At 59.6% G+C, this 22,723-nt stretch carries 18 protein-coding genes and 1 pseudogene; 7 read left to right on the top strand and 12 right to left on the bottom strand.

What is annotated here, in order from left to right; translation table 11 throughout:
* Positions 1-11: 11 nt before the first annotated feature.
* The 3 genes from ACYJRZ_RS19015 to hglS are packed head-to-tail and all read right to left on the bottom strand — an operon-like array spanning position 12 to position 4,240.
* Positions 12-1,247 (bottom strand): pyridoxal phosphate-dependent aminotransferase, encoded by a 1,236-nt coding sequence (locus ACYJRZ_RS19015; protein WP_459461552.1) that lies wholly within the window; start codon positions 1,245-1,247, stop codon positions 12-14.
* A gap of 6 nt (positions 1,248-1,253) precedes the next feature.
* Positions 1,254-2,786 carry an L-piperidine-6-carboxylate dehydrogenase gene (gene amaB / locus ACYJRZ_RS19010; protein ID WP_459461550.1) on the bottom strand — a complete coding sequence of 511 codons (1,533 nt, stop codon included), beginning with the start codon at positions 2,784-2,786 and terminating at the stop codon, positions 1,254-1,256.
* Positions 2,787-2,845: 59 nt separating this feature from the next.
* Positions 2,846-4,240: a 2-oxoadipate dioxygenase/decarboxylase HglS gene (gene hglS, locus ACYJRZ_RS19005; protein ID WP_459461548.1), complete on the bottom strand. Its 1,395-nt coding sequence runs from the start codon at positions 4,238-4,240 to the stop codon at positions 2,846-2,848.
* A 104-nt stretch (positions 4,241-4,344) separates the two neighbouring features.
* On the opposite strand from hglS, the gene ACYJRZ_RS19000 reads away from it, so the two are divergent.
* The gene (locus tag ACYJRZ_RS19000; RefSeq protein WP_459461546.1) at positions 4,345-5,244 is read left to right on the top strand and encodes a LysR family transcriptional regulator; all 900 of its coding nucleotides are present in this window, start codon (positions 4,345-4,347) and stop codon (positions 5,242-5,244) included.
* A gap of 45 nt (positions 5,245-5,289) precedes the next feature.
* On the opposite strand, the gene ACYJRZ_RS18995 is transcribed toward ACYJRZ_RS19000, so the two are convergent.
* Together ACYJRZ_RS18995 and ACYJRZ_RS18990 are read right to left on the bottom strand one after the other, a co-directional pair.
* Positions 5,290-6,207, bottom strand: coding sequence for an ornithine cyclodeaminase family protein (locus tag ACYJRZ_RS18995; protein WP_459461544.1), 918 nt, complete (start codon positions 6,205-6,207; stop codon positions 5,290-5,292).
* A gap of 37 nt (positions 6,208-6,244) precedes the next feature.
* Positions 6,245-7,492 (bottom strand): argininosuccinate synthase, encoded by a 1,248-nt coding sequence (locus ACYJRZ_RS18990; RefSeq protein ID WP_459461542.1) that lies wholly within the window; start codon positions 7,490-7,492, stop codon positions 6,245-6,247.
* A 127-nt stretch (positions 7,493-7,619) separates the two neighbouring features.
* On the opposite strand from ACYJRZ_RS18990, the gene ACYJRZ_RS18985 reads away from it, so the two are divergent.
* The 6 genes and pseudogenes from ACYJRZ_RS18985 (at position 7,620) to ACYJRZ_RS18960 (ending at position 11,844) form a co-directional block, all read left to right on the top strand.
* A complete protein-coding gene (locus ACYJRZ_RS18985; RefSeq protein WP_459461540.1) occupies positions 7,620-8,090 on the top strand; it encodes an Lrp/AsnC family transcriptional regulator in 471 nt (156 codons plus the stop codon).
* 110 nt (positions 8,091-8,200) lie between these two features.
* Positions 8,201-8,950: a nucleotidyltransferase domain-containing protein gene (locus ACYJRZ_RS18980; RefSeq protein ID WP_459461538.1), complete on the top strand. Its 750-nt coding sequence runs from the start codon at positions 8,201-8,203 to the stop codon at positions 8,948-8,950.
* 9 nt (positions 8,951-8,959) lie between these two features.
* Positions 8,960-9,135: pseudogene (locus ACYJRZ_RS18975) on the top strand (ISKra4 family transposase); the annotation flags it as partial.
* Between the two features lie 127 nt (positions 9,136-9,262).
* Positions 9,263-9,574, top strand: a complete 312-nt coding sequence (locus tag ACYJRZ_RS18970) for a PsiF family protein (RefSeq protein WP_459461536.1) — start codon at positions 9,263-9,265, stop codon at positions 9,572-9,574.
* A gap of 567 nt (positions 9,575-10,141) precedes the next feature.
* The gene (locus tag ACYJRZ_RS18965) at positions 10,142-10,330 is read left to right on the top strand and encodes a transposase (RefSeq protein WP_459461534.1); all 189 of its coding nucleotides are present in this window, start codon (positions 10,142-10,144) and stop codon (positions 10,328-10,330) included.
* 371 nt (positions 10,331-10,701) lie between these two features.
* Positions 10,702-11,844 (top strand): polysaccharide biosynthesis/export family protein, encoded by a 1,143-nt coding sequence (locus ACYJRZ_RS18960; protein ID WP_459461532.1) that lies wholly within the window; start codon positions 10,702-10,704, stop codon positions 11,842-11,844.
* Between the two features lie 11 nt (positions 11,845-11,855).
* Here the strand turns inward: ACYJRZ_RS18960 and ACYJRZ_RS18955 are convergent, their stop codons facing one another.
* The 7 genes from ACYJRZ_RS18955 to tssG are packed head-to-tail and all read right to left on the bottom strand — an operon-like array spanning position 11,856 to position 22,704.
* Entirely contained in the window at positions 11,856-12,740 is an 885-nt protein-coding gene (locus ACYJRZ_RS18955) for a protein kinase domain-containing protein (RefSeq protein WP_459461530.1), read from the bottom strand.
* A gap of 23 nt (positions 12,741-12,763) precedes the next feature.
* A complete protein-coding gene (gene tagF, locus ACYJRZ_RS18950; protein ID WP_459461528.1) occupies positions 12,764-14,149 on the bottom strand; it encodes a type VI secretion system-associated protein TagF in 1,386 nt (461 codons plus the stop codon).
* 10 nt (positions 14,150-14,159) lie between these two features.
* Positions 14,160-17,642 carry a type VI secretion system membrane subunit TssM gene (gene tssM, locus ACYJRZ_RS18945; protein ID WP_459461526.1) on the bottom strand — a complete coding sequence of 1,161 codons (3,483 nt, stop codon included), beginning with the start codon at positions 17,640-17,642 and terminating at the stop codon, positions 14,160-14,162.
* A complete protein-coding gene (gene tssL, locus ACYJRZ_RS18940) occupies positions 17,639-19,162 on the bottom strand; it encodes a type VI secretion system protein TssL, long form (protein WP_459461524.1) in 1,524 nt (507 codons plus the stop codon). The genes tssM and tssL overlap by 4 nt, the downstream gene beginning before the upstream one ends.
* Positions 19,159-20,499: a type VI secretion system baseplate subunit TssK gene (gene tssK, locus ACYJRZ_RS18935; RefSeq protein WP_459461522.1), complete on the bottom strand. Its 1,341-nt coding sequence runs from the start codon at positions 20,497-20,499 to the stop codon at positions 19,159-19,161. Before tssK ends, tssL begins: the two co-directional genes overlap by 4 nt.
* On the bottom strand, positions 20,496-21,689 hold the full coding sequence (locus ACYJRZ_RS18930) for an FHA domain-containing protein (RefSeq protein ID WP_459461520.1): 1,194 nt from the start codon (positions 21,687-21,689) through the stop codon (positions 20,496-20,498). Before ACYJRZ_RS18930 ends, tssK begins: the two co-directional genes overlap by 4 nt.
* Positions 21,679-22,704, bottom strand: coding sequence for a type VI secretion system baseplate subunit TssG (gene tssG, locus ACYJRZ_RS18925; RefSeq protein ID WP_459461518.1), 1,026 nt, complete (start codon positions 22,702-22,704; stop codon positions 21,679-21,681). Before tssG ends, ACYJRZ_RS18930 begins: the two co-directional genes overlap by 11 nt.
* Between the last annotated feature and the right edge of the window lie 19 nt (positions 22,705-22,723).

Raw genomic sequence — 22,723 nt, 5'->3', positions numbered from 1 at the left:
CCACAATTGCTCTAGCGCCGGAGCGCCGCGCAGGCCCTTTCGATGCGATCAAGCGCTTCGACGAGATCGGCTTCCGACGTCGCATAGGAGATGCGGAAATAGGGCGACAATCCGAAGGCGGAGCCGGGCACGACGGCGACATGCGCTTCGTCGAGGAGATAGGCGCAAAAATCCGCATCCGTCTCGATCTTCTTTCCGGACGGTGTCGTCGTTCCAAGCACGCCGGCGCAGCCGGAGAATGTGTAGAAGGCACCTTGCGGCATAAGGCAATTCAGGCCTTCGATGGCGTTAAGCCGACCAACCACCAGATCGCGCCGGCGCTGGAAGCTTGCCTTGCGGCCCTTGAGAAAATCCTGCGGGCCATTCAGTGCTGCAACGGCCGCCGCCTGGCTGACAGAGGAGGGGCATGAGGTCGCCTGGCTCTGGATAACGGCCATAGCCTTGATGAGAGCCTCGGGACCGCCAGCATAGCCAATGCGCCAGCCGGTCATGGCATAGGCCTTGGAAACGCCGTTGACCGTCAGCGTCCGGCTCTTGAGAAGCGGTTCGATGGCGACGGGCGTGGTGAACTCAAAGCCCTTGTAGACGATATGCTCGTACATGTCGTCGACCATCAGCCAGACATGCGGACGGCGCCGCAGCACTTCGATCAGCGGCCGATAATCGGCGTCGGAATAGGCCGCGCCCGATGGATTCGATGGCGAGTTGAGCAGGAGCCAGCGCGTCTTCGGGGTAATGGCCTTTTCGAGTTGATCCGCCTTCAGGCGGAAACCGGCCTTAGCATCGCAGGGGATCAGAACCGGCACGCCGCCGCAGATTTCGACGATATCGGAATAGGAGGTCCAATAGGGCGTAGGGATGATAACCTCGTCGCCCGGATTGATCGACGCCATGAAGGCGTTGAACAGGATCTGCTTGGCACCCGTCGCCACGGTGATCTCGTCGAGCGCGTAGTCGATGCCATTCTCGCGCTTGAACTTTCCGGCGATCGCCTTCTTCAGCTCCGGCGTGCCGTCGAGCGCGGTATATTTCGTTTCGCCACGATCGATGGCGGCCTTGGCGGCTTCCTTGATAGTGTCGGGCGTGTCGAAATCCGGTTCGCCGGCGCCGAGAATGATGACAGGCAGGCCCTCCCGCTTCATCGCGCTGGCGCGCGCACCGATCTGAAGAATGGTGGAAACGCCGATAGAGGCGATCCGCGAAGCGGGCTTGAAGCCCGCCTCTTCGATTTTGGTCGCGACCGTCATGGAACCTTACTCGATGTCGAAGGAGACACCCTGAGCCAGCGGCAGGGCCTTGGAGTAGTTCACGGTGTTGGTCGCACGGCGCATATAGGCCTTCCAGGCATCCGAGCCGGATTCGCGGCCGCCGCCGGTTTCCTTCTCGCCGCCGAATGCGCCGCCGATTTCAGCGCCTGACGTGCCGATATTGACGTTGGCGATGCCGCAATCCGAGCCGTCGGCTGCGAGGAAGCGCTCGGATTCCTGCATGTCGCGCGTGAAGATCGAGGACGACAGGCCGGCGGCAACGGCATTGTGCTCGTCGATAACGGCGTCGAAATCGTCATAGGGCATGACATAGAGGATGGGCGCGAAGGTTTCTTCCATCACCGGGCCTGCCTGCTTCGGCATTTCCACCAGCGCCGGCTTTGCGTAATAGCCATCGGCATGGCCGACATCGATCCGCTCACCACCGGTGACCGAGCCGCCGTGGGCCTTGGCCTCGGCAATGGCCTTCTGCATGCCGTCGAACGCTGCCTTGTCGATCAGCGGGCCGACGAGCGCGGAGGAGTGCAGGGGGTCGCCGACCGAGACGCTCTGATAGGCCTTCTTCAACCGCGGAACGAGCTGATCGTAGACGCTTTTGTGGACGAAGAGACGGCGCAGGGTCGTGCAGCGCTGGCCGGCCGTGCCCATGGCGCCGAAAGCGATGGCGCGCAGTGCCATGTCGAGATCGGCCGACGGGCAGACGATGCCGGCATTGTTGCCGCCGAGTTCGAGAATGGCGCGGGCAAAGCGCTTGGCAAGCCGCGGCCCGACTTCACGGCCCATGCGGGTCGAGCCGGTTGCCGAAACGAGCGGCACCTTCGGATGGTCGACGAGCACTTCACCGATCGCGCGATCGCCGATCAGCACCTGCGAAAGACCTTCCGGCGCGTCGCCGAAGCGGGAAAGTGCGCGGTCGAGGATCGCCTGCGAGGCAAGAGCGGTCAGCGGCGTCTTTTCCGAGGGCTTCCAGACGACGGCATCGCCGCAGATCAGCGCCAGCGCCGCGTTCCACGACCAGACCGCGACCGGGAAATTGAAGGCGGAGATGATGCCGACGACGCCGAGCGGATGCCAGGTTTCCATCATGCGATGGCCCGGACGTTCGGTGGCGATCGTCAGACCGTACAGCTGGCGGGAAAGGCCGACGGCGAAATCGCAGATGTCGATCATTTCCTGCACTTCGCCGAGGCCTTCGGAGCGGATCTTGCCGGCTTCGATGGAAACCAGGCGACCGAGATCGTCCTTGGCAGCACGCAGCTCGTCGCCGAGCAGGCGCACCAGTTCGCCGCGCTTCGGTGCCGGGACGAGGCGCCAGGCGCGGAATGCGGCGTGCGCCTTCTCGATCTTGCTTGCTGCTTCGTCAGCAGAAACGGTCTTGAGGCTGCCGATCCTCTCGCCGGTGACCGGGGAGTAGGAGGGCATGTCGCCCTCGGTATAAAGCGCCTTGTCGACGCCGAGCTTTTCGAGAATGGCGGCAGCTTCGGCTGCAACAGAAGGGGTCTTGGCTGCGATGTTCATCTCATGAAACTCCACTTGTCTTGATCCGGATGGCGCGCGGCTGATATCGCCGCATCACTTCACTCGGCGGCGTCTTGTTTGGAAAGGGCTCGTAGACAAGCATCGATCGATGCCTGTTCGATGCCGGCGTAATGGTCGAATTCGTTCAGCACCTTCATGCCGAGATCGGCTTCGAAGCGTTGCTGGTTCGGGCTGGCAACGAAGTCCTGCTGCGCGCCATCGCCGAGATTGGACTGGAAGATGCCGGCCGCGCTGACGGGGAGGAAATCCTCGTAGACGATCGGATCAAACTGCACAAAGCCCTGTTCGATCAGCGCGTCGATATCCCCGTGGCTCGTTGCGGCGGTCTTGCCTTTGGCCGTCAGCGAATAGGTGAAGTAGCCGAGGCCTTCAGCGCGGATTGCCGCCCAGTCATCCGGGAATTCGGCAAAGCTCTCCGCAAGCGCTGCCTCATAGTCACGGGCGTTCGATCCGTCGGCTGCGGGGCGCACAATCTTGCGCGACTGATCCAGCAATCGGTCGTAAAGCGCGCGGCCCTTCGGCGTCAGCGCAATGCCGCGCTGCTCGATCTCGCCGAAGCGGGCGGTATGAGAGCCTGCTTCCCAGATGCCATCGGCATTGCGGAAGGAGACAGGTTCCTCGAGCGCCTTGAACGAGGTCTGGCGCAGCAGGATCGGGCAGATGCGCGTCGGCGGTCCTTCGACCACGGCCTTCGGTGCGATATCGTAATCCGGCATCAGCGCCTGCACCTGGTCGATGTCAAGGGTGCGCGGCGTCAGATGATTGATGTGCGGTCCCTTGAAGGATACGACATCGGCAATCAGCCGATGGGCGTCGTGAAGCCGATGATACATGGCGGCATCGACATTGGCCTCGTCATGCCAGCGGAAGGTCTCCAAAACCTCGTCAACGAAGCGCTGGGCGTCCTCCTTGTTCAGGCCACCTTCGCGCTCGGCCTTTTCGGTGAGTGCGACGGCGCCATCGGTGAAAATCTGGCGCTTCGCGAGAATGTCTGCGGCTGCCTTGCGAAGATCTTCATCGGCGATGAGATCGAGCCGCAGCAGCGAGGTGAAGACGCGGAAAGGATTGCGCTTCAGCTCAGCATCGCCGATCGGGCGAAACGCTGTCGAATGTACAGGCACGCCGGCGGTCGAGAGGTCGTAATAGCCGACGGGATACATGCCCATGACGGCGAAGACCCGTGCCATCATCGCAAGCTCGGCTGCGGTTCCGAGCCGGATGGCGCCGTGCCGCTCCTCGGAGATGCGATCGAGATAATCCGTCGCCTCCAGCCGCTCCTTAAGCTCTGGATGTGCCGCCAGCGTTTCGTCGTTGACGCGAGCGACCAGCTCCATCAGCGTACCGTAGGCGGGGACTTCTTCGCGATACATTGCCGACATGGCGGCGGAAAAAGCGCTGCGAATATCACTGGTCGAGACGTGATCAGGCTTCATGTGCGATCTCTTCTTGAAAGGCTATATCATTCCTATCTGGCAGAATATCTCTTGTTTGGCCACTGGTGTTGTGAGAGAGAATTCTAACTTGATGCGAAAATGGAATGATCATGCGTCGACGCCTCATCCCTGACATCGTCAATCTTCAGGCATTCGAATGCGCTGCGCGCCATCAGAATTTCTCGCGTGCCGCCGAAGAACTCAATCTGACGCAAAGCGCCGTCAGTCGCCAGATCAGCGATCTCGAGCAGCAGACGGGCCTGAAGTTATTCGAGCGCGTCCGTCAGCGCGTTGTGCTGTCTGAGGCTGGACTTCGGTTGTTACCGGAGGTGAAGGATTTGCTCTTGCGTTCGGAGCGGTTGATGATCGGCGCCGTCGCCGCAGGCCAGATGAAACTATCGCTCAAGGTCGCGACCTTGCCGACCTTCGGCACACGCTGGCTGGTGCCGCGCCTCGGTCGGTTTCTGGACAAACATCGCGATGTCGCCGTCACAGTGGAATCGCGCTCCAAGCCCTTCAATTTTGAGGAGGATAATTTCGATCTGGCCATACACTACGGTCTGCCGGCATGGGCGGGAGCCGTCGCGACCTTTCTCTGCAATGAGACCGTGCTGCCCGTTGCCAGTCGTGAGCTTGCCGGGCGGCTAAGTCTCATCTCGCCGGACGAGCTGGCGGGAGCACCGCTGCTGCATCTGACGACGCGTCCGAAGCTCTGGGCGCAGTGGTTCGATCTGCAGGAGCTGCCGACGGAGAATGCCTATCCCGGCGCGCGCTTCGACCAGTTTTCCATGATCATCGCAGCCGCCATCGCCGGGCTCGGTGTGGCGCTCCTGCCGACCTATCTGATCGAGGATGAGCTCAAGGCCGGCACGCTGCTGCCGCTGTTTAATCTGCCGATGCCGACCGAAAACAGCTATTACGTGGTCATGCCGGAAAAGAAGCAGACGAACGAGACGGCGACATTGTTTCAGGATTGGCTATTGAGTGAGGTCACGCCGCAATAGCCAATGACGGCACCGGAGGATCGCCGCATGATTTCCGACCCGATGTCAGATCATGTCGAATATGGCCGATGCTACGACGACTTCCGTACCCGCGAGGCCGACCGAGCAGAAAAGCGTGGTGTCGAGAGGGGATGTTCTGCCGGCAGCATGACCCGCGACTATGGCAGCAAGATCAAGCATTCGCTCCTCGTGGAGGGTTCCGGAAAGGAAAAATGGGGACGCATAGGCGCGCGTTTGCTCAGGAGAATCCGTAGCGATGATGCTGGCCATGTTCGCGACGTCCAGGCCGAGTTCATGTCCCTTCAGCGTCTTCGGGCCGATCGTATTGATGTGGACGCCGGCGTTTAAATCAGAAGCATCGATCACCGGCATATCGCTGCTTGTTGCGCATAACACGATATCGGCATCGGCCACGGCTTTTGCGGCGCTTGTAACCGGTTCAATGGCAATGCCGAGTTCTAATTGCATTTCTTCAGCGAAGGCGGCGCAGTTTCTCGGGTTTCGGCTGAAGACGCGGGCAGAGTCTATGGCGCGAACGGCAGCAGCGGCAACGAGCTGCGTTCGTGCCTGCGCACCGCTACCAATGATGCCGACCGTGCGGGCGGTCGCGTCGCTGAGGTGACGGATAGCTATGCCTCCTATTGCCCCTGTCCTGATCTGGCCGAGCCGCTCGCCCAAGATGATCCCTTGAAGTTCAGCGGTGTCAGCACGCCAAACAGCGACGATTTGTGCATGCTGTCCGCCGGCAAAAGTCTCGTAGGCGCGAAAGCCGGCAAGCGGCCGCTCACCATCGATGCCGCCGACGGTAAACACGATGTCTCCACGATCGGGAAAGGAGACGTGATGCCGGGGCGGGGACACCAGTTTGCCGGCCGCCTTGGCGCGGAAAGCTGCTTCCAAGGCATCGATCGCGCCACGCATCACTGCGGCAGGGCATAAATCCTCGTCATTCAATATCTTCATTGCGAATGGACCTCGTTAGGCCAGCCATTCTGCAACCTCAAGCGCAGTCGAGGTCAATAGCAGATGCGGCTACCCTCCTGTTTCGCATTGCCCAGCTCTTCAAACGCAAGCCATTGTGTTTGATGAAACCTTCCGCGTCATGGTGGTCGTATGCTCCGGAGCTTTCCTCGAAGGTGACGAGTTCGGTCGAGTAGAGCGAGGCGGGCGAGGTGCGCGCGATCACGCTGGCTGAGCCCTTGTAGAGCCTGAGCGTCACTTCGCCGCTGACATGGATTTGGCTCCGGTCTATCAATGCCTGCAACATTTCCCGCTCGGGCGAATACCAAAAGCCGTTATAGATCAGCGCGGCGTAGCGGGGCATGATCTCGTCCTTCAAATGTGCAGCGGCGCGGTCGAGTGTGATGGATTCGATCCCGCGATGGGCAGCAAGCAGGATCGTGCCACCCGGAGTTTCGTACACGCCACGCGATTTCATCCCGACGAAACGGTTCTCGACGAGATCGATCCTGCCGATTCCATGCCTGCCGCCCAATTCGTTGAGCTTCGTCAGGAGTGCCACCGGTGCCATTGCTTCGCCATTCAGGGAGACCGCATCGCCCTTTTCAAAGCCGATGGCGACGATTTCCGGCTCGTCGGGTGCCTCCAGAGGATCGACGGTGCGCTGATAGATATAGGATGGCGCGATTTCAGCCGGATCTTCCAGGACCTTGCCCTCGGTGGAGGTGTGCAAGAGATTTGCGTCGGTCGAAAAAGGAGCCTCGCCGCGCTTATCCTTCGGCACGGGAATTTGATGCGCTTCGGCATATTCGATCAGCTGGGTGCGCGATTGGATGGCCCACTCGCGCCATGGCGCGATGATCTTGATCGATGGGTCGAGCGCATTGGCCGCCAGTTCGAAACGCACCTGGTCATTGCCCTTGCCGGTGGAGCCGTGAGCAATGGCATCGGCACCCACCTCGCTTGCGATACTGACGAGATGCTTGGCGATCAGCGGGCGGGCGATGGAGGAGCCGAGGAGATATTGCCCCTCATAGAGCGTGTTTGCCCGGAACATCGGGAAAACGAAATCCCGGAGGAATTCTTCGCGGACATCTTCGATGCGAATATCTTTAACGCCCAATTGCTCGGCCTTTCGGCGGGCGGGCTCAAGCTCCTCGCCCTGGCCAAGGTCGGCGGTAAAGGTCACGACTTCGCAGCCGTAGGTTTGCTGCAGCCATTTCAGGATGATGGATGTGTCCAGTCCTCCGGAATAGGCGAGTACGACTTTCTTGAACTTTTTCGACATCGGCTTCCGTCTCCATATTAATGGCTGGAACGATAGGCCAATCCTAGCGCAATGAGCTTGCAAAGAGTTCAATACTGCGAGAAAATTTGGCATATTATGCCGTTTAATCGACGCAAGGAGCTATATTGTGTCACCGACTCTGGACGAGATCGACCGGCGGATCCTCAGGGTGCTCCAGCGTGACGGACGCATCTCAAATGTGGACCTCGCGAAGGAAGTGGGGTTGTCGCCATCCCCCTGTCTTCGCCGCGTGCGATTGTTGGAGGATGCGGGCATCATCGATCGCTATGTTGCCGTTCTGGACCCGGCAAAGGTGGGTGTGGGCCTTACCGTGTTTGCCCGCGTCTGGTTCAAGACACAGGATGCGCAAATTACTTTGCAATTCGCGGAGGCCGTGAGACGGTTCCCCGAAGTCATGGAATGTTATCTGACCACGGGCGAGTGCGATGCCATCCTGCGCATCGTGACGGCCGATCTTCACAGCTACTGGCGCTTTCAGGCCGACCATCTGACTCGCATCCCAAGCGTACTGAACGTCAAGACCGATGTGCCGATGGAAACATTGAAGCGAAGCTTCGAGCTGCCCTTGGCTTTGTAGCCATTCGTCGACAGATTATCGCAGCCGTTTAATTTGGAGAGCAGATGCCCTCTACGGAGATTTCGGCCAACATATCGGACCAGCAAGACAATTGATGTGTGGAGAGTGAGATGAGCATATTCGAAACGGCAATGCAGGCGACCCGCTCGGTTCTCGCCAGCCGTTTTGCGGGCTATTCCTTTGCCTTTGCCTCAGGATCGATCATACGAGGCGAGGGGCGAAAGGGCTCCGACATCGATTTGGTCGTGGTCTTCGATCGGCTCGAAACCGCTTGGCGCGAAACCTTTATCGAGGGCGACTTTCCATTCGAAGTGTTTGTTCACGACCCCGAGACGATCAGCTGGTTTTTCGAGAACGATATTGCGCGTGGCTATCCCGTTATCATTCATATGGTTGCGACAGGCCAGATCCTCGGGCCAAATCCTGACAAGGGACAGGTCTGGAAGGACTATGCTGCCGACATCCTCCATGCCAGCCCGCCAGAGCTGGAAGGTGAGAAGCTGAATGCTTTGAAATATCAAATCACCGACCTTCTCGATGACCTGCATGGGGAGCGGGCGGCTCCGGAGGCACGCGCGATTGCCGCGCAACTCTATCAACCGTTGGCCGATCTTATGCTGCTCGGGCGAGGAAGATGGTCGGGCAGGGGCAAATGGATTCCCCGCCTGCTGCGGGAAATGGATCGTGAGCTGGCCGAGAGCTTCGATGATGCCTTCGAGCACGCTTCAATTGGAGAGGTGGAGCCATTGTGCGATCTGACACACAGCGAACTGGACCGGCATGGCGGTCCATTTTTTGCTGGTGACAAGCGCATGGCATCGCAACAAGCGCGACGAAAGAGCCTTGTTTCGCGGAGTTGATTGTTGTGATCTGGCCTACCGATATCCAGCTCGCCGGACGAAAGTACCGCCAACAGCCTCGTCAATGCCTGCAGGAACAGAAGCGTCAGATGCGCTGGTTGCCGATTGGCGCTCATCGCGCTCTACCGGTCCTAGCCGCCGCTGAAGGTCGCCCCAAGCAGACAACGCTCAGTCTTGCAGCATAACCTCATCTTTTCCCACTCCCAAGAGCAAAGGCAACGTGCGCTTGTCGAGCATTCACATCCGGTTCAGATGCGGCATGCACAAATATATGCGTCCCTTAAGACACCCCCTAACTTTCGGAGGCAATACATGAAAATCACCTATGCTCTCGCTCTTGCCGGCGTGCTGGCATTTTCCGGCTCGGCCTTTGCAGCATCTTCAACCGCAACTACCACTACCACAAGCACAAACGCCGTTACAAAGCCAGCTGCTGCAGCAACCGTAGATACAGCAAAGCCGGCAGCAACAACGACCACGACTGTAAAGCCGGTTATAGCCGACACGCAAAAGCAGGCCATTTCCAAGAAATGTTCGGCCGATGCTGACGCTAAAGGTCTGCACGGCAAGGATCGCAAGAAATTCCGCGATCAATGCAAGACTGCTGCTATGAAGAAGAGCTGAAGGCCTTCGACCTGAACCATGAAATTGCATGAATATACAAGTCCTACGGTAGGCAACTGGAGGGTGGAGAATATATCCGCTCTCCATGTTGCTACCGTATTCAAGTCACCACAGCAGATGTTCGACATGTTAAAAATCGAACGGAGCCTGCATCAAATAGGGGCGACGATCAGGAACAAGAATGTCGAAACAATATCGATTGATCGAGAAGGCGCCGGCTCATTCCTAGCCCGCTGAGGTAATGGATTCGATTGAAACGCGGTTCGTTGCGAAAGCGGTAACACCGATACTGCCGAGCGGTTTCATAATAGAGCGTTATCCCATGAAAGGCATCTGTCTCAGCAGGCCGACAATGTGATTTGTGCCAGTCAAATCCGTTGAGCCGCAATCCGCAGCGATGCTGCTCCGTTCAGGAGCCCTACTCATTAAGCAGCCCACGATGGCAGTCGATCCGTACCGAGCTTGCCGAGCTTGGCATTTCGATTGGCGTGGGCATCAGCCAGATGGCGCGTCGTGCGAGAGCTTGCGCAAGGTGAGCGATCTGCCCTGCCGGAGCTTGCTCGGTTCGTGCTGGAAGCCCTCGCCAATTTGGTTTGCGATCTGGCGCAGCGACTTCCAGCGATCGAAAAGAAACTGATTTCCTGGCATTACCGAAATAATCTGCCGAACCGGTTGGAAACCATCCCGGGGGTGGGCTTTGTCACGGCGTCGGCACTTTCTTCGACGGTCTCCGATCCGCAGGTTTTCAAGTGGTAAGACCCTTGTCGGCAGCATCAGCAAGGAAATCGTCGGTAGATGGCTGTAATAAAGGCCGGGTACACGACTCTACTGGAGCGTGCTGCATAACGAAGCTAATTTCCCTCAACGCGAGAGCTTTCCGCACACGACGCTTGCGTGATTTTGAAAGTTCGATTCGCCGTAGCGCTTCGCATTTTAGGCGCTCAGGTCTCGAATTTGCCTGCAACGAGAGCGGTTAGAGAGGCGCTGAACTACTCTTCGGTTGCCATTTGGACACAATGGTAAACAACCAAACTGTCATAATTCACTATTTGTTAGGTTCGCATATTGCCTCCCGCCTTCTGGTTGATATTTCTGCCTTGCTTCTAACATCCGAAGGAGATTCCGGAATGCGGAAATGGGCGGCGATTTTACCCTTGGTTGCACTCAGCGCCTGTGCAGGGCCGTCGGATGGGCCAAGCGCCCTCAACATTCGCAATGCGAGGATGCCCGGTACACAGCGACAAATTCCGGTCGTGCCGCTCTCCGAAGCTCCGATGGGTGCGCAGGTTGCGACACCGTCCTATGCGCTCACGGATCATGGGCTTGCCGGACTGCGCTCCGGGAGATTTTCGGATGCCCGCCTGCGCCCGGGCGACGTATTCGACGTGACGGTGCTGGATACCGGAGAGGACGGATTGCTGTCGGCCACCCAAAGTAAGTCCCTCAATCTTGGCCGATTCACCGTCGATTCGCGCGGCTTCGTCACCATGCCCTATGTCGGCAAGCAGCGCGTCATCGATTCCACGCCGGAAGGTTTGCAGTCGAAGATCGTCACCGCCCTCAAAGGCTCCTCGGTCAACCCTCAGGCCGTCGTCACGGTCGTCGACAAGCCCTCCAGTGCCGTCACGGTCGATGGTAAGGTTCGCTCTGCCGGTCGCTTCCCCTTGACGGCCCGCGGGGAGCGGGTGCTTGATGTTCTTGCGCTCGCCGGCGGTGCATCGTCTGCGCCGGCCAACACAACCGTGACGCTGACCCGCGGTTCGCAAAGGGCGAGCGCACCGCTGGATCGCATCCTTCAGGATAGCAAGCAGAACGTGTACCTACTGCCTGGCGATCAGTTGTTCGTCAGTGGCTCTTTGCAGACCTTCACGGCACTCGGCGCCTTCAAGAGCGTCGGCGAGTTCCCGCTTGAGCCCGGCCAGACCACCTTGGCGCAGGCGCTCGCCCGCGCCGGCGGCCTGCTTGATGACCGCGCGGACTCCCGTAACTTCTATCTTTTCCGAAACCAGAAGATCTATTCGCAGGTCGCATCGAGTCTTGCCAAGGGCGCCAGCGCTCCGACCGTTGCTTCGGTCAAGCCGGTCATCTACAGCGTCAATCTTAAGCAGGTATCGAATTTTGTGCTGATGCAGCAGTTCAAGATGCAGGATGGCGACACGATCTTCGCCAGCAATGCAGACACGGTCGATTTTGCCAAGCTGTTGACCGTGTATCAGAAGAGCGCGCCGACCGCCGCGGCACCGCTTCCAGGCAGTCCATCTTCGAATTAGCAGGATTCGAACTAGGCTGTCTCAATCAACGCAAGGGCCGCCATCGCGTTCGGCGGCCTTTTGCAAGGCGTCGGGTCCGCCAGATGTCGGGCAGCCGCCTTGATCTGAACGATCGATTGCCCGGTCTCGTCGCAATGGTTCAGAAGTAGGTTGATGACGCACCCGGCCGAAAAGAGATCGGCGCTGATCTGCATGGCGGTATCGCCTGAAAGTTCTGGCGCGGTGAAGCTGGGCGTCATAGTCTTGGCGATATCGAGGTCGCTGTAACGGGTTCCGCGCTCTACCGCGGTACCGAAATCGGCGATCTTTAGGCAATCGAAATTTCCATTGTTCAGCAAAAGGTTTGCTGGCGAAATATCGCCATGAACGTAACCTGCTTGATGGATTGCGGTCAGCCCAGCAAGTAGGCATTTTGCAGCCGCCCTCACATCGGTCGGTGAGATAGGGCCTTGTGCCAGTCGTTGCGACAGGGATGGTCCCACCCATTCCATGATGTGGGCCGGCCGGCCATCGGGCAGTCGGATTGCGCATTGAGTACAGGCGAGTTCGCTACTGCGAAGCGTCATGCCGATGCTTGCTTCACGCAGCAGCAAGGCTTTGGCGGTGGCCTCATTTGCCCGATCCGGCGGTATCGTTTTCATGGCATGAAAGGTGCCGAGATCGCGATGGCGCAACCGGGTGATTTCTGTCCGGTCATTACGGTGTACAACCGCTTCGACAAGAAAGGTATTTCCGATGAAAGCCGGTTCACCCCCGGAGAGGAAAGGCAGGCGTCGGTCCAATGCGTCGCGCAATCGATCGATCAGAAGATCGCGCACCTCCTTTGGTCGTTCAGCTTCGCCTTCATGAGTGAGAAGATGCAGCAGTTCCGCAAAGCTTGCTGCGATCCTTCTCATATCTGTTTCGCTCGCATCCCCACTCATGTCACGCCGATGACGATTGCGCTGACATTCTCGCGACAGTTCGCAATGAGCGCTTCCTGAATCAGTGCTTCCGCGGCGCGTTCCAGCGGCGTTTCAATTAGGATCTCTGCAATGACGCGATCGGTAAGGGTACGGGGAAGCGGACCGCTTACGAGCAGGAGCCGGTCACCGCGTTGAAGGCGGTCACGAAGAGTTTCCGAGACGAACTGATCCTTCAGCCCCAAGGCACGGCCGAGTGTACGCCTTAGCCCAATCTCGATGTGGTCGCGGGTCAGTAATCGCATCATTCCATCGCGTAGCAAATAGCATCGCGCATCTCCCGCCCATATGGCGGCAAATTCGCCGTCGAGCAATGTAGCGCTCACGACACTGGCGATGGGAAGCTCACGCTCCGCAGTTGCGCCCTTGGCGCGCAGGATCGCGTGAGCGTGGCCAAGCTTGCTCTTGATATCCTGTAGCAAGAGTTGCAGCGCATCGCGTTGCGGGATGCCGGCGAGGATTCCCGTTGTTATCCTCGCCGCCTCGATGGCCCCAATGCCATCGCCGACACCGTCTGCAATCGCAAAGATATGCGGTGCGGCACTTAGAAGAAGTGCATCGGCATTCAACGTAAGACGTGTTCCGGCGTGACTGGCATGGCTGTATGCTATCGCAAAATCGGCTGATCCCACCTTCGCCGTTTGCGGCGCTTCAATCGCAGCGGAAGCAACAGAATATATCTCCGGTTCAGCGGCGACTGGGACTTTCGGGGTTTCCGCCGTAACGAGCCTGACGAAATCTTGGGCCGCGGGAGCGGCTACGGTTCGAAACCCCTTGCCTTGGCGCGTCCCGGGATTGATCCGCCACCAGAGCGAGCCCGGTGTGGAAGCATTGCTGATTGCGGCGGGCTGCATCGTGGTCGATTGCTTGTCAATGAACGGCGGGCGAAGCCGCGTGATGCCTTCGAGGAAACGCTTCATCTCGAAATCGGCCTTGTCGGAGCTCTCCGCCAATGCTTCGGCCGCGGTAAACCAGCTCTCGTCCTCGCAGAGATCGCGCAGCTGGCCAGAAAAGCGCGGTAACTGAGCGGCGATAATCAATGGGAAACTGCGGCCTACGCGGTCGCGGCTAGGCAGGAGGACGCCCGCTATGGCAGCCGGCGCCCAGACGCCTTTGTTTACGACGAAGCGCCACGCCGACATCGCGTGGAACGGCCGGCGCCAATCCGGGCCTAATGCGGCTTCCAGGGCAATCAGGCCGCTTCGAACCCATTGATCGAGTTCGCTTTGCAGGCGGGAGCCAAATGCGGCAGATACGAAATCGCCATGGGCCGGCAATTTTCCGAAGAAGCCGATGGCATCGGTTTTCATCGGCGATTGAGTACGGGCGAGCGGTTCGTTCATCGGCGGACCGTCAGAATTGCGCTGGGCAGCTGAAATCGGACAATGCCTGCAGCCGGAAGGGATTGAGCACAGAACCGAACTGCACGTCGAATTCCGCCGACTGGCCCTTGTCTTCAAATCGAGCCCGGAAGAGATCAGGGGCCTGAACGGTCACCTTGGCGGCATCGAATAGTCGGAAGGGCGACCAGTCGCCGGACTGTGTCATGGCTTCCTGCCAGCCTCCCGGCAAAAATGCGATTTGAGACTGGTTTGCTGCACCGGCCGCCGGCCAAGCAATGGATTTAGGCACTACACGTCCATGGTTGTAGACGACGCGCTCGCCCGCAATATCCATTATTACGGCATTAGCTGAATCCGACAACGAAACGGGCTTGATATTGATCGATATCGAGGGTTTCTCGTTGCCGGCAGGGAAGAAAGCATGCTCGATCTTGCTGGCATTTTCGAACTGGGCAATCGCCTGACTAGGGATGCTGTCGCCGCCGAACGTTCCACGCCAGCCCCACGGCTGTGCGCTCGTGTCGACGAAGGCTTCGAGTCGGTTCTTGAAGAATGACTGGAACAGCCCTTGCGGTCCGAAGAGCCGGACAAAGTCCGCCATGGCGATATCCTGGCTGGAAGATCGATCGAAGGGATAGCGGCCGTTGACGATACGGGCGCAAAGATCGGCGCCTTCGCTTGCCCAAAGGTCGTTGACGCGGCTGCGTGCCGCCTTGACCGCCAGCGAACCGATATCGGTTGCGACCGCGACCATCCATGCGTCTGCCGGTGTCGGCAGCCCTCGAGCTTGCTGCACCAGATCCTGATTGGCATTGGCGAGCTGGCCGCCAGCGTCAAAGACGCGTGCGACCTCTGCAGTTGAGTTCGCGGCGCGCGACAACTGTCCGTAGATGTTCTGCAGGATTGGCTGGAGACCCTGGATCTGCGAGCGCGGCTTATCGTTATCGCTGGCCTTGCCGTCCTGTGATGCCGGTTGTGTATTGGCGACATTCGCTTCGAGCGCGGCTCGCAGCGGACCGTAAGGATCGGGCGCGCTGACAGCGCCCGTAGTGGCGGCGGTCAGAGCAGCGTCCGGAACATCGTCTAGCGAGGCAACTTCTGCGCCTGCTGCCGGACGCAGGTCGGTGGCGCTAGCAATGGATTTCAGCATCATCTCCACGGGGCTTGGATTGGCCGCCAGGATGCGCGCCGTCTCAGTCGCATCGGCAAGGTTGCTCGACGGACGTACCTGTAGATCAGCAAGCAGTGACGACCATTGCTGCTGGAATGCATCGAAATAGAGCTGCAGCACCGCTTGGGAAATCGCATCTGTAGTCGTTCCCGAAGGCGGTGCACCGCTGTCGCCGCGAACCCATTGCTCCCTAAGCGCTTCGGTGGCGGCGGTCGCGACCATCGGAAGCACCACGCCACGATAGCCTTTGCCCGTGAAAATTCCCGAAATGCCCTCCCGCAGCGTCGCCTTGGATTTGCGTTGAAAAACCTGCGCTCCAAGCGGCCCCAATGCGTTGGCGGGAAGCCAGGCATCAAGCTGGCGGGCCTGTCGGGAATGGATGAGGATATCATAGGCTCGGGCTGCACGACTTTGCGAGTGGATCGTTTCCCGTGCCTTGGCAATCAGGGCATTGTCCAGCTCGATTGCGGGCAGGCTGCCCGCTGCCATGGCCTCTACATGGGCAGCCAGTGCCTTGCGCGTGGCCGAGCGTCCTTCACCGGGATAAAGTGCTGCAAACATATCTTCCGATTGCTGTGAGACGAAATCCTTGTCGACCGGCCCCAATCCGCCGAGCATGCCATATAACTTCAAAGCGTCGAAGGTCTTTTGAACATCCGAGGTCTGCTTGAGCTCATTTTGAACTGCAACGAGCATGCGAGGCAGAAGCAGCGCGTTCAAGGCGCGCTGATAGGCTCCTCGCTGGCGGCTGGCGATCTTATTCCCCTGGTCGAGGCCAAAACTCGTCGGCCAGGCGCGCGCCTCGTCAAAGCCGCTGGTGACCGCGCGCAGATTGTCGAGTGCCGGCAGGACCCGCAGAAAATCCGCATCGGTTACGTCGCGCACCTGAATGCCGCTTGCGAGTTTTTCGTAGTTGTCGATCCGCCGCTCGGCGGCGGCAATTGCGCGCGAGTTCTGAAAATAGGTTGCCGTCCAGCCGGTGAAGACGATCGCAAGAGCGATGGCCGCCGCGCCATAAGCGATCCGTCTGATCATGGCTTGCCGGCCCGAAAGGCGCCTGTCGCGGGCAACCAGCGACGCTTCGCCGAAGATCACCTCCTTGAAAAGACGCGACAGGAAATAGCTGCGTCGGGTGCGCGGCGTATCCGTCTCGCGGCTCTGTGTACCGGAGGCGAAGTAGACACCGCGAACAAGGGGAGATTCGATGAGGTTGGAACAGGCGCAGAGCTCCGTCAACAGCTCCTGAAGACGCTCGCCCAATGAGGCAAGCTCTGCAGGAAAGCGGAAAATTCTGCCACGAACCTCGATGTTCGGCTCCTGCTGCAGGCGTTCAATCAACATGGCATCGACTCGCTGCTGCAACAGCGCGAACTCTTCCATGAAGCGCTCGGGCAGGTTCTCGCCCTTATAGCTCTCGTCGAGATTGAAGGTCGTGCCCCAGACCTGCTCACGATCCGTTTTGGCAAGGCCGTCGAAGAATTCGACGAAGCCGGTCAGGAGATCGGCCTTGGTCAGGACGATATAGACCGGTACGCGTGCGTGCAGGAACTCGTCGAGCTCCGACAGGCGCTTGCGAATGGAACGCACCTCTTCGAGTTGTACATCGTGATCGCGGCTCAAAAGATCGCCGATCGAGAGGGTGACGAGCGCGCCGTTGATCGGCTGCGAACGGCGGTATTTGCGCAATAGCCCGAGAAAGCCTTCCCATCCGGCCTTCGCTGTGCCGTTCAGGTCGTCTTGCGTGGTATAGCGGCCAGCGGTGTCGATTAGGATCGCTTCGTCGGCAAACCACCAATTGCAATTGCGCGTACCGCCGGCGCCCTGTACGGAATTGCTGCCCATCGCATCGCCAAGCGGGAACTTCAGGCCGGAATTGGTGAGTGCTGTCGTCTTTCCCGATCCCGGCGCGCCGAAGATGACATACCAGGGCAGCTCATAGATGTAGCCGAAACGCTTCTTGCTGATGCGGCGCAGGAGCAGCAGGGCTTCCTTCAGACGGCTGTGGATTTCACCCACTTCAGCCTGCTGGCTGGCAGCGTCGTCGGCAATACCGTCTACGAGAGCTTTGTCCCGTTTCCGGGCGCGCAGGGTCGTGACCAGCATATAGATCAGCCAACCCGCTATAATCACGCCGATCGCGATCATCCGCGCGCTGGTGCCCGCCAGCGGCTTGAAGCTGCCATAGCCGGCCATGGAGCCATAGAACCAGATGACGACGCAGATCGCCGCGACCCAGATCAGCGAGATGAAGCGCTGTCCGAGCAGACCTGCATAGGCCGAGACATAGGAGCGAAGCGTATAAAACGCGCCAAGCGGATTCATCGGGCTCCTCCCGTCGTCTCAGATGTCGCCGACGCATTTACGCCTGGCGTCTGTGGCGTTGCCTGCGGATTGCGGGCGGCATCGCCTAGGCGCTGCGCTGGGTCGGTCAGGACCAGGATTTCCGTTCGGCGGTTAGCCTCGCGTCCTTCTGCCGTATCGTTGCTTGCCAGTGGATCGCTGTCGGCGCGGCCCTCCGTCAGGATGGCATCCTTGCCGGTATAGGCAGCCAAGATATCGCCGACAGCGCGGGCTCGGGCCTCGGAAAGATGCCAGTTCGACGGGAACTGAGCCGTGCGGATCGGCACATTGTCGGTATAGCCGACGACGATGGCGCGGAATTTTTCTGAAGCTAGCGCGCCGCCGATACGCTGGAGGAGATCGCGGAACTTATCGCTGACTTCGGCGCTGCCCGTGTCGAACAAGCCGGAATTGTTGATGCGCACCAGCAGCCTGCCATTGGAATTCGACAGAGTGACCAGCTTGCGGTCGACTTCCGGCTGCAGGAAAGCGAGCAGATTGTCGAGCGGCGTCGGTTGCGGCTTGACCGCCGGCGGTGTCTCCGGCTGCTTCCTCACAGGCGGTGGCGTCTGTACGGCTTCTTTCGGCTTGGGCGCGTCGATCAGAACGCTCGGCGTATCGCGCGGTGGCAGGTTTGCCAGGTGCTCGAAGGTGGCGTCGGAGGCCTTGTTGAGAGAAAGCGTGAAGAACATATAGCCGAGCGCGAACAGAAGGGCGAGGACGGAAAGGATCGTCCAAAGCGCAACAGCCGTGCGCAGCGGCTTGTGGCGCGCCGAAACGCCGCGCCAATGCGGCGACAACTCGCGTTCGAAAACACCATACTGACCGAGCAGCGTCTTGTAGAGACTATCGCGGATGCGCCCGAGTTCCAGCGATCCGCGCGGCGAAACGCGCGTGCGGCCTTCGAAAGCAAGCGACAGGCAGAGATAGATGAGAAGCAGTAGGTCCTTGTTGGTGCCGGGACTCTGCTGGAAATGATCGAGGAGATCGAAGACGCGATCGCCGCCGGTCACGTCCATATGGAAGGTCGATACCAGGCCGGATCGCGCCCAGCCGGCGCGCACGCCCCAAGGCTTGCTCAGAACCACGTCGTCAATGGTCGCGCATATGACATAATGCGCCGCGCGAGCTCGCTCGGGGCTGATGCGCGCGCCCGCGAGATCGCGCTCGTAGCGTCCAACCGCATCGATCGTCACCTGCCTGAGTTCGGCAATATCGGGCTGCTCTTCCGTATTGCGCAGGCTATAGGCGAGATTGAGCAATGGCGCCGCCGAGCGCACAATGGTGGGAACATCGTCGCCGCCGAAGCGAAAGCCGCGGATCAAGGCATCGACAGACCAGCCGCCGGCTGCATTGCGCGATTTGCCGTTCGGCTGCTTATCCAGCTCCTCGTCGAGAATATCGGCCATCTTGCGGGCGGCTTCGTTCTTGCGTGCGCCGTCCTCGGTCAGCTCGATGATCGTCGGCAGCTCGTGCCAGGGTGTTGAGCGTGGTGTGTTCATTCTCTGAGAGCCCACAGTTCCATCTCCAGGCCAGGAAAGTCGCCCGCGAGATGCAGCGCGATCGCGCCGGAGGTATCAAGCTGTTTCCAAAGCGGATTCTTCGTATCGAGTTCGAAGTAGATCGTGCCTGACCGGTAAGGCAGCTGCCGCGGCAGCACGGGAAGGGGCCGGACGGGAATGCCGGGCAGCGCGACATTGACAAGTTCGGCGATCCGCTCCACGGGGCCGATCTTGATCTGTGCGGGCAGCTTGCGCCTGACATCTTCGGCCGACATCTCGGCGCGAACGGCAAGCACAAAGCCCGCATCCTTGAGCAGTGAGCGGTCGTTGATGGTGCCGACGCGCACGTCGTGACGCCGTTCGATGAGTTCGATTGCAACGGCTGCCTGCTCGAGTACTGCGGAAAGCGAGGCGCGCAGATCATTGAACACAGCAGCAAATGTCGCCTTCAGATCATCGTGACGATAGGGCGGGAAATCGGTCGCCCGCTTGCGATCCGCTGTGAAGGTGGCGAGTTCGCCTGCTAGCTGAATGCATTCCTGGTAGAAGATGATCGGATGCATCCGCGAAGCATTCGCCGCGATATGGCGCAGCATCGGATCGGCACGATTGAGTATATGCAGCAGAAAATAGTCGCCAACCTCGGCGGTTCCGCGCACCGTCGGGTCACCGATGCGCTCGGCGATCGCTTCGGCCCGATGCCGCACTATGCCGAGCAATTCGGTAATGAGCTCATTCAAACGTGCTTCCGCCGCGCAATTCAGCGATGGGGCGATGTAGTCCGGATCGAGAATGACCGAACGGTCCGAGCGAACCTCGATGATGCGTGCAAGGCCGATCAGGTCGTATCCAGCGAGCTCGTCGCCGGTCTTCAGGTAACGCAGGTTCAGGCGGCCGACATCGATCGGCGCCATGAAGTCGGTCTCCACATTCGCATCCGGCGCCTCATATTGCGAGGCTGTAATGCGCACGCTGTTACGCATGGCGCTGCCGTTCATGGCGACGTCGGCTCTCCCAGGCTGACGCGACGGCAGAGCAAGATAAACGACGGCGTTCTTTGTGGAATCGTCGAGCTCCAGCGGCGCAGGCAGATCCGCATCAACAGGCGCCTCGAATGGCGTGCCATCGGGCAGGATGCCGCGCAGGTTCGACAAAGCAAATTGGCCGATCGCGAGCGCGCTGCGATCAATGCCGATCTCGGCAATGCCCCAGGGGTAGGGCGCGAGCCCCCGCGCGGTCGTGCGGACCAGCCGTTCCGTCCAACGGTCGGCTTGCTGAAAATGCTGCACACGAAGGAACATGCCCTCGCTCCAAGCCACACGATTTTCGTTCTTCATCGGGTGTTGCCCGTCCTCTCTGCCAAACTGGTGGTATCGTCTTCGTCGCGGCTATCGGCGGAGGCGCGGAATGCCTCGGCCAACAAATCGCGGACGGAAATGTTCTTGCCGCCCTTTTCGAACTGGGCTCGATAAGCCTTCCAATAATCGCCATTGCCGCGCCAAAGAGCCTTGCGCTGGGAGGCATCGACCTGCGCCTCGACCATGCGCGGCTCGAACATGCGATTGGCCTCGCGAAGAAGGTTTTCGAGGCCGGAATTGAGGGTGGCTTGCCGGGAAATGAGCGATCGAAGCCGTTCGGCAAGCTGTTCCGTGCGTTCACGGCTGAACAGTGAGGTGGACGCATCGGTCCGGTTGTCGTCAATTCCGAAGATGGAGGCTTCATCGTCGAGCGTTTGTTCCAAGGTCGAGATGAGCGCTTCAAGCTGGCGCAGCGGGTCGAATTGCAGTGCGAAAGTCGTATCATTCGCGCCCTGATCCGTCCCGCCGGCAATTCGCGCATCATTGGCCGGGACGACCGCCTTGGCAGCCTCAACCGTCTCGGAACTAGAACTGCGGGCAACGGCGACGGAGATGTGGGTTGCCGCGCCATGTTCCAACTGGCTGCCCAGCTCGAAATCCGAATTCCAATCATCCGGAAGTATCGGCTTGATGCCGTTGACATCGGGCGGACCGTTCCAACCAATATCGATGTTCCTGCTTGGCGACTTGTCATTTTTCGTCGATTGTGACAGCGCGGCGATCCAATCGTCGCCATTGCGCCGGCCGAGCACACCGGTTGCCGTGCTGCCGCCGGGCGCAATATCGGCAAGGATCGAAGAGATCGTCATTCTTTCGTCGCTGAGGCGCAGATCGGCCGCTGGATCGTCGATATCGCGATCAGCTTCTCCGGTAATGACGACGGTGAATGCGACGTCGCCGAACGCAATCTTGGATTTGTCCGTAAGTCTCGCCGTTTCACCTTCAAAAATGGTGGCGCTGTCCACACGGGTGCCATTGGCGCTCTGGTCCCGCACGAAAAAGCCGGCGCGATCGCGTTCGATCACGCAATGAATTTTGGAAATCAGCCGACTTGGATCGGAAACCTGCCAATCGCAATCCGGCGATCGGCCGAGCGTGCGTTTGCCCCGCTCGAAGAACCACCCTTTGCTGGCGCCTTCTCCGGCCGTTTGCCGCAGTTCAAGCCGCATGGAGCCCTCCGTGATCGGATTGGCGCTTCACTCTGCTCGGTTCGGCAATAACGGCATCGCCACTGTCTTGATCCGCCGCCGCGACGCGCGCCCAGCTATTCCATCCGAGCCTCGGCGGATCATCGACATCGCCCAGCCGGCAAAACGGGATATGTTCCTTCTTCAGAACTACCTGAATGTCAAAATCGAGCGACGGATCTACGTAAAGGCGCGCTAGTGCAAACAGCGCATCGATATTGGCGCTGCCTGGAGAAAGAGACCGGTAATCTTCATAGTCGACCGGGCCAATCACAACGCGGAAACTGCCACCGAAATCATGGACTGCCGCACCTGCGGTCGAGTTGACGCCAAGCTGCACACCCTGCGGCTGCTCCATGCGGCTGCGCTCGCTCTCGGGAATGGAAAGCCATCTGCCCCTGAACAATTCGATCGCAACCGGCAGGCCGCTGAACTCCTGCAGCATGGCCCGCAGATTGACCGCATTGCGGTTTCTGGCCGAGAAAAATCCGGAAAATCGGAGGATCGGTTCGTCATCGGGGCGGACCTGCTCTCTCAGCCGGGCTGTACCGAAACCCGTCAGTGCGAATAGGGTCTTGATGAAGGCGTTTCCGTTTCTGTCCGGGCTCCATCGCAATCCCCGCGCAAGGCGATATTTCTCGCAGGCATCGACGAAAAGCTCCGCAAGACGGCTCGTAAAGAGATCGAAAAAACTTGAAAGGCCATGAGCACGATTGCGCTCTTCGCGCATGACCAGCTCATTGTAGCTCGGCGGCATGGCACCGAGTGGCCCGAGCAGACTGGCCATGCTGGCCTTAACCGAACTCGTGGCGCCCTTTCGCTTGAAGTCGCTGACGGCAAGTGGTGCCGGCGAAACGCCGACGGGGGAGGACACCGTCAAATGATCGTCGGCCGCGTGCTGGGCGACGCGGAACGCCGTCGACGGCTCAAAGCGACCGGGGTCGCGTTCGAGCAGCGCGGCTAGTATTTCGCTATCACTTGGCCGGAACTGGTCCATTGCGTCTGTTCACCTCGTC

The sequence above is a fragment of the Rhizobium sp. No.120 genome, from assembly GCF_054558365.1.
Note: the sequence above shows the minus strand (reverse complement) of the source record. Positions and strands in the feature narration are given on the sequence as shown.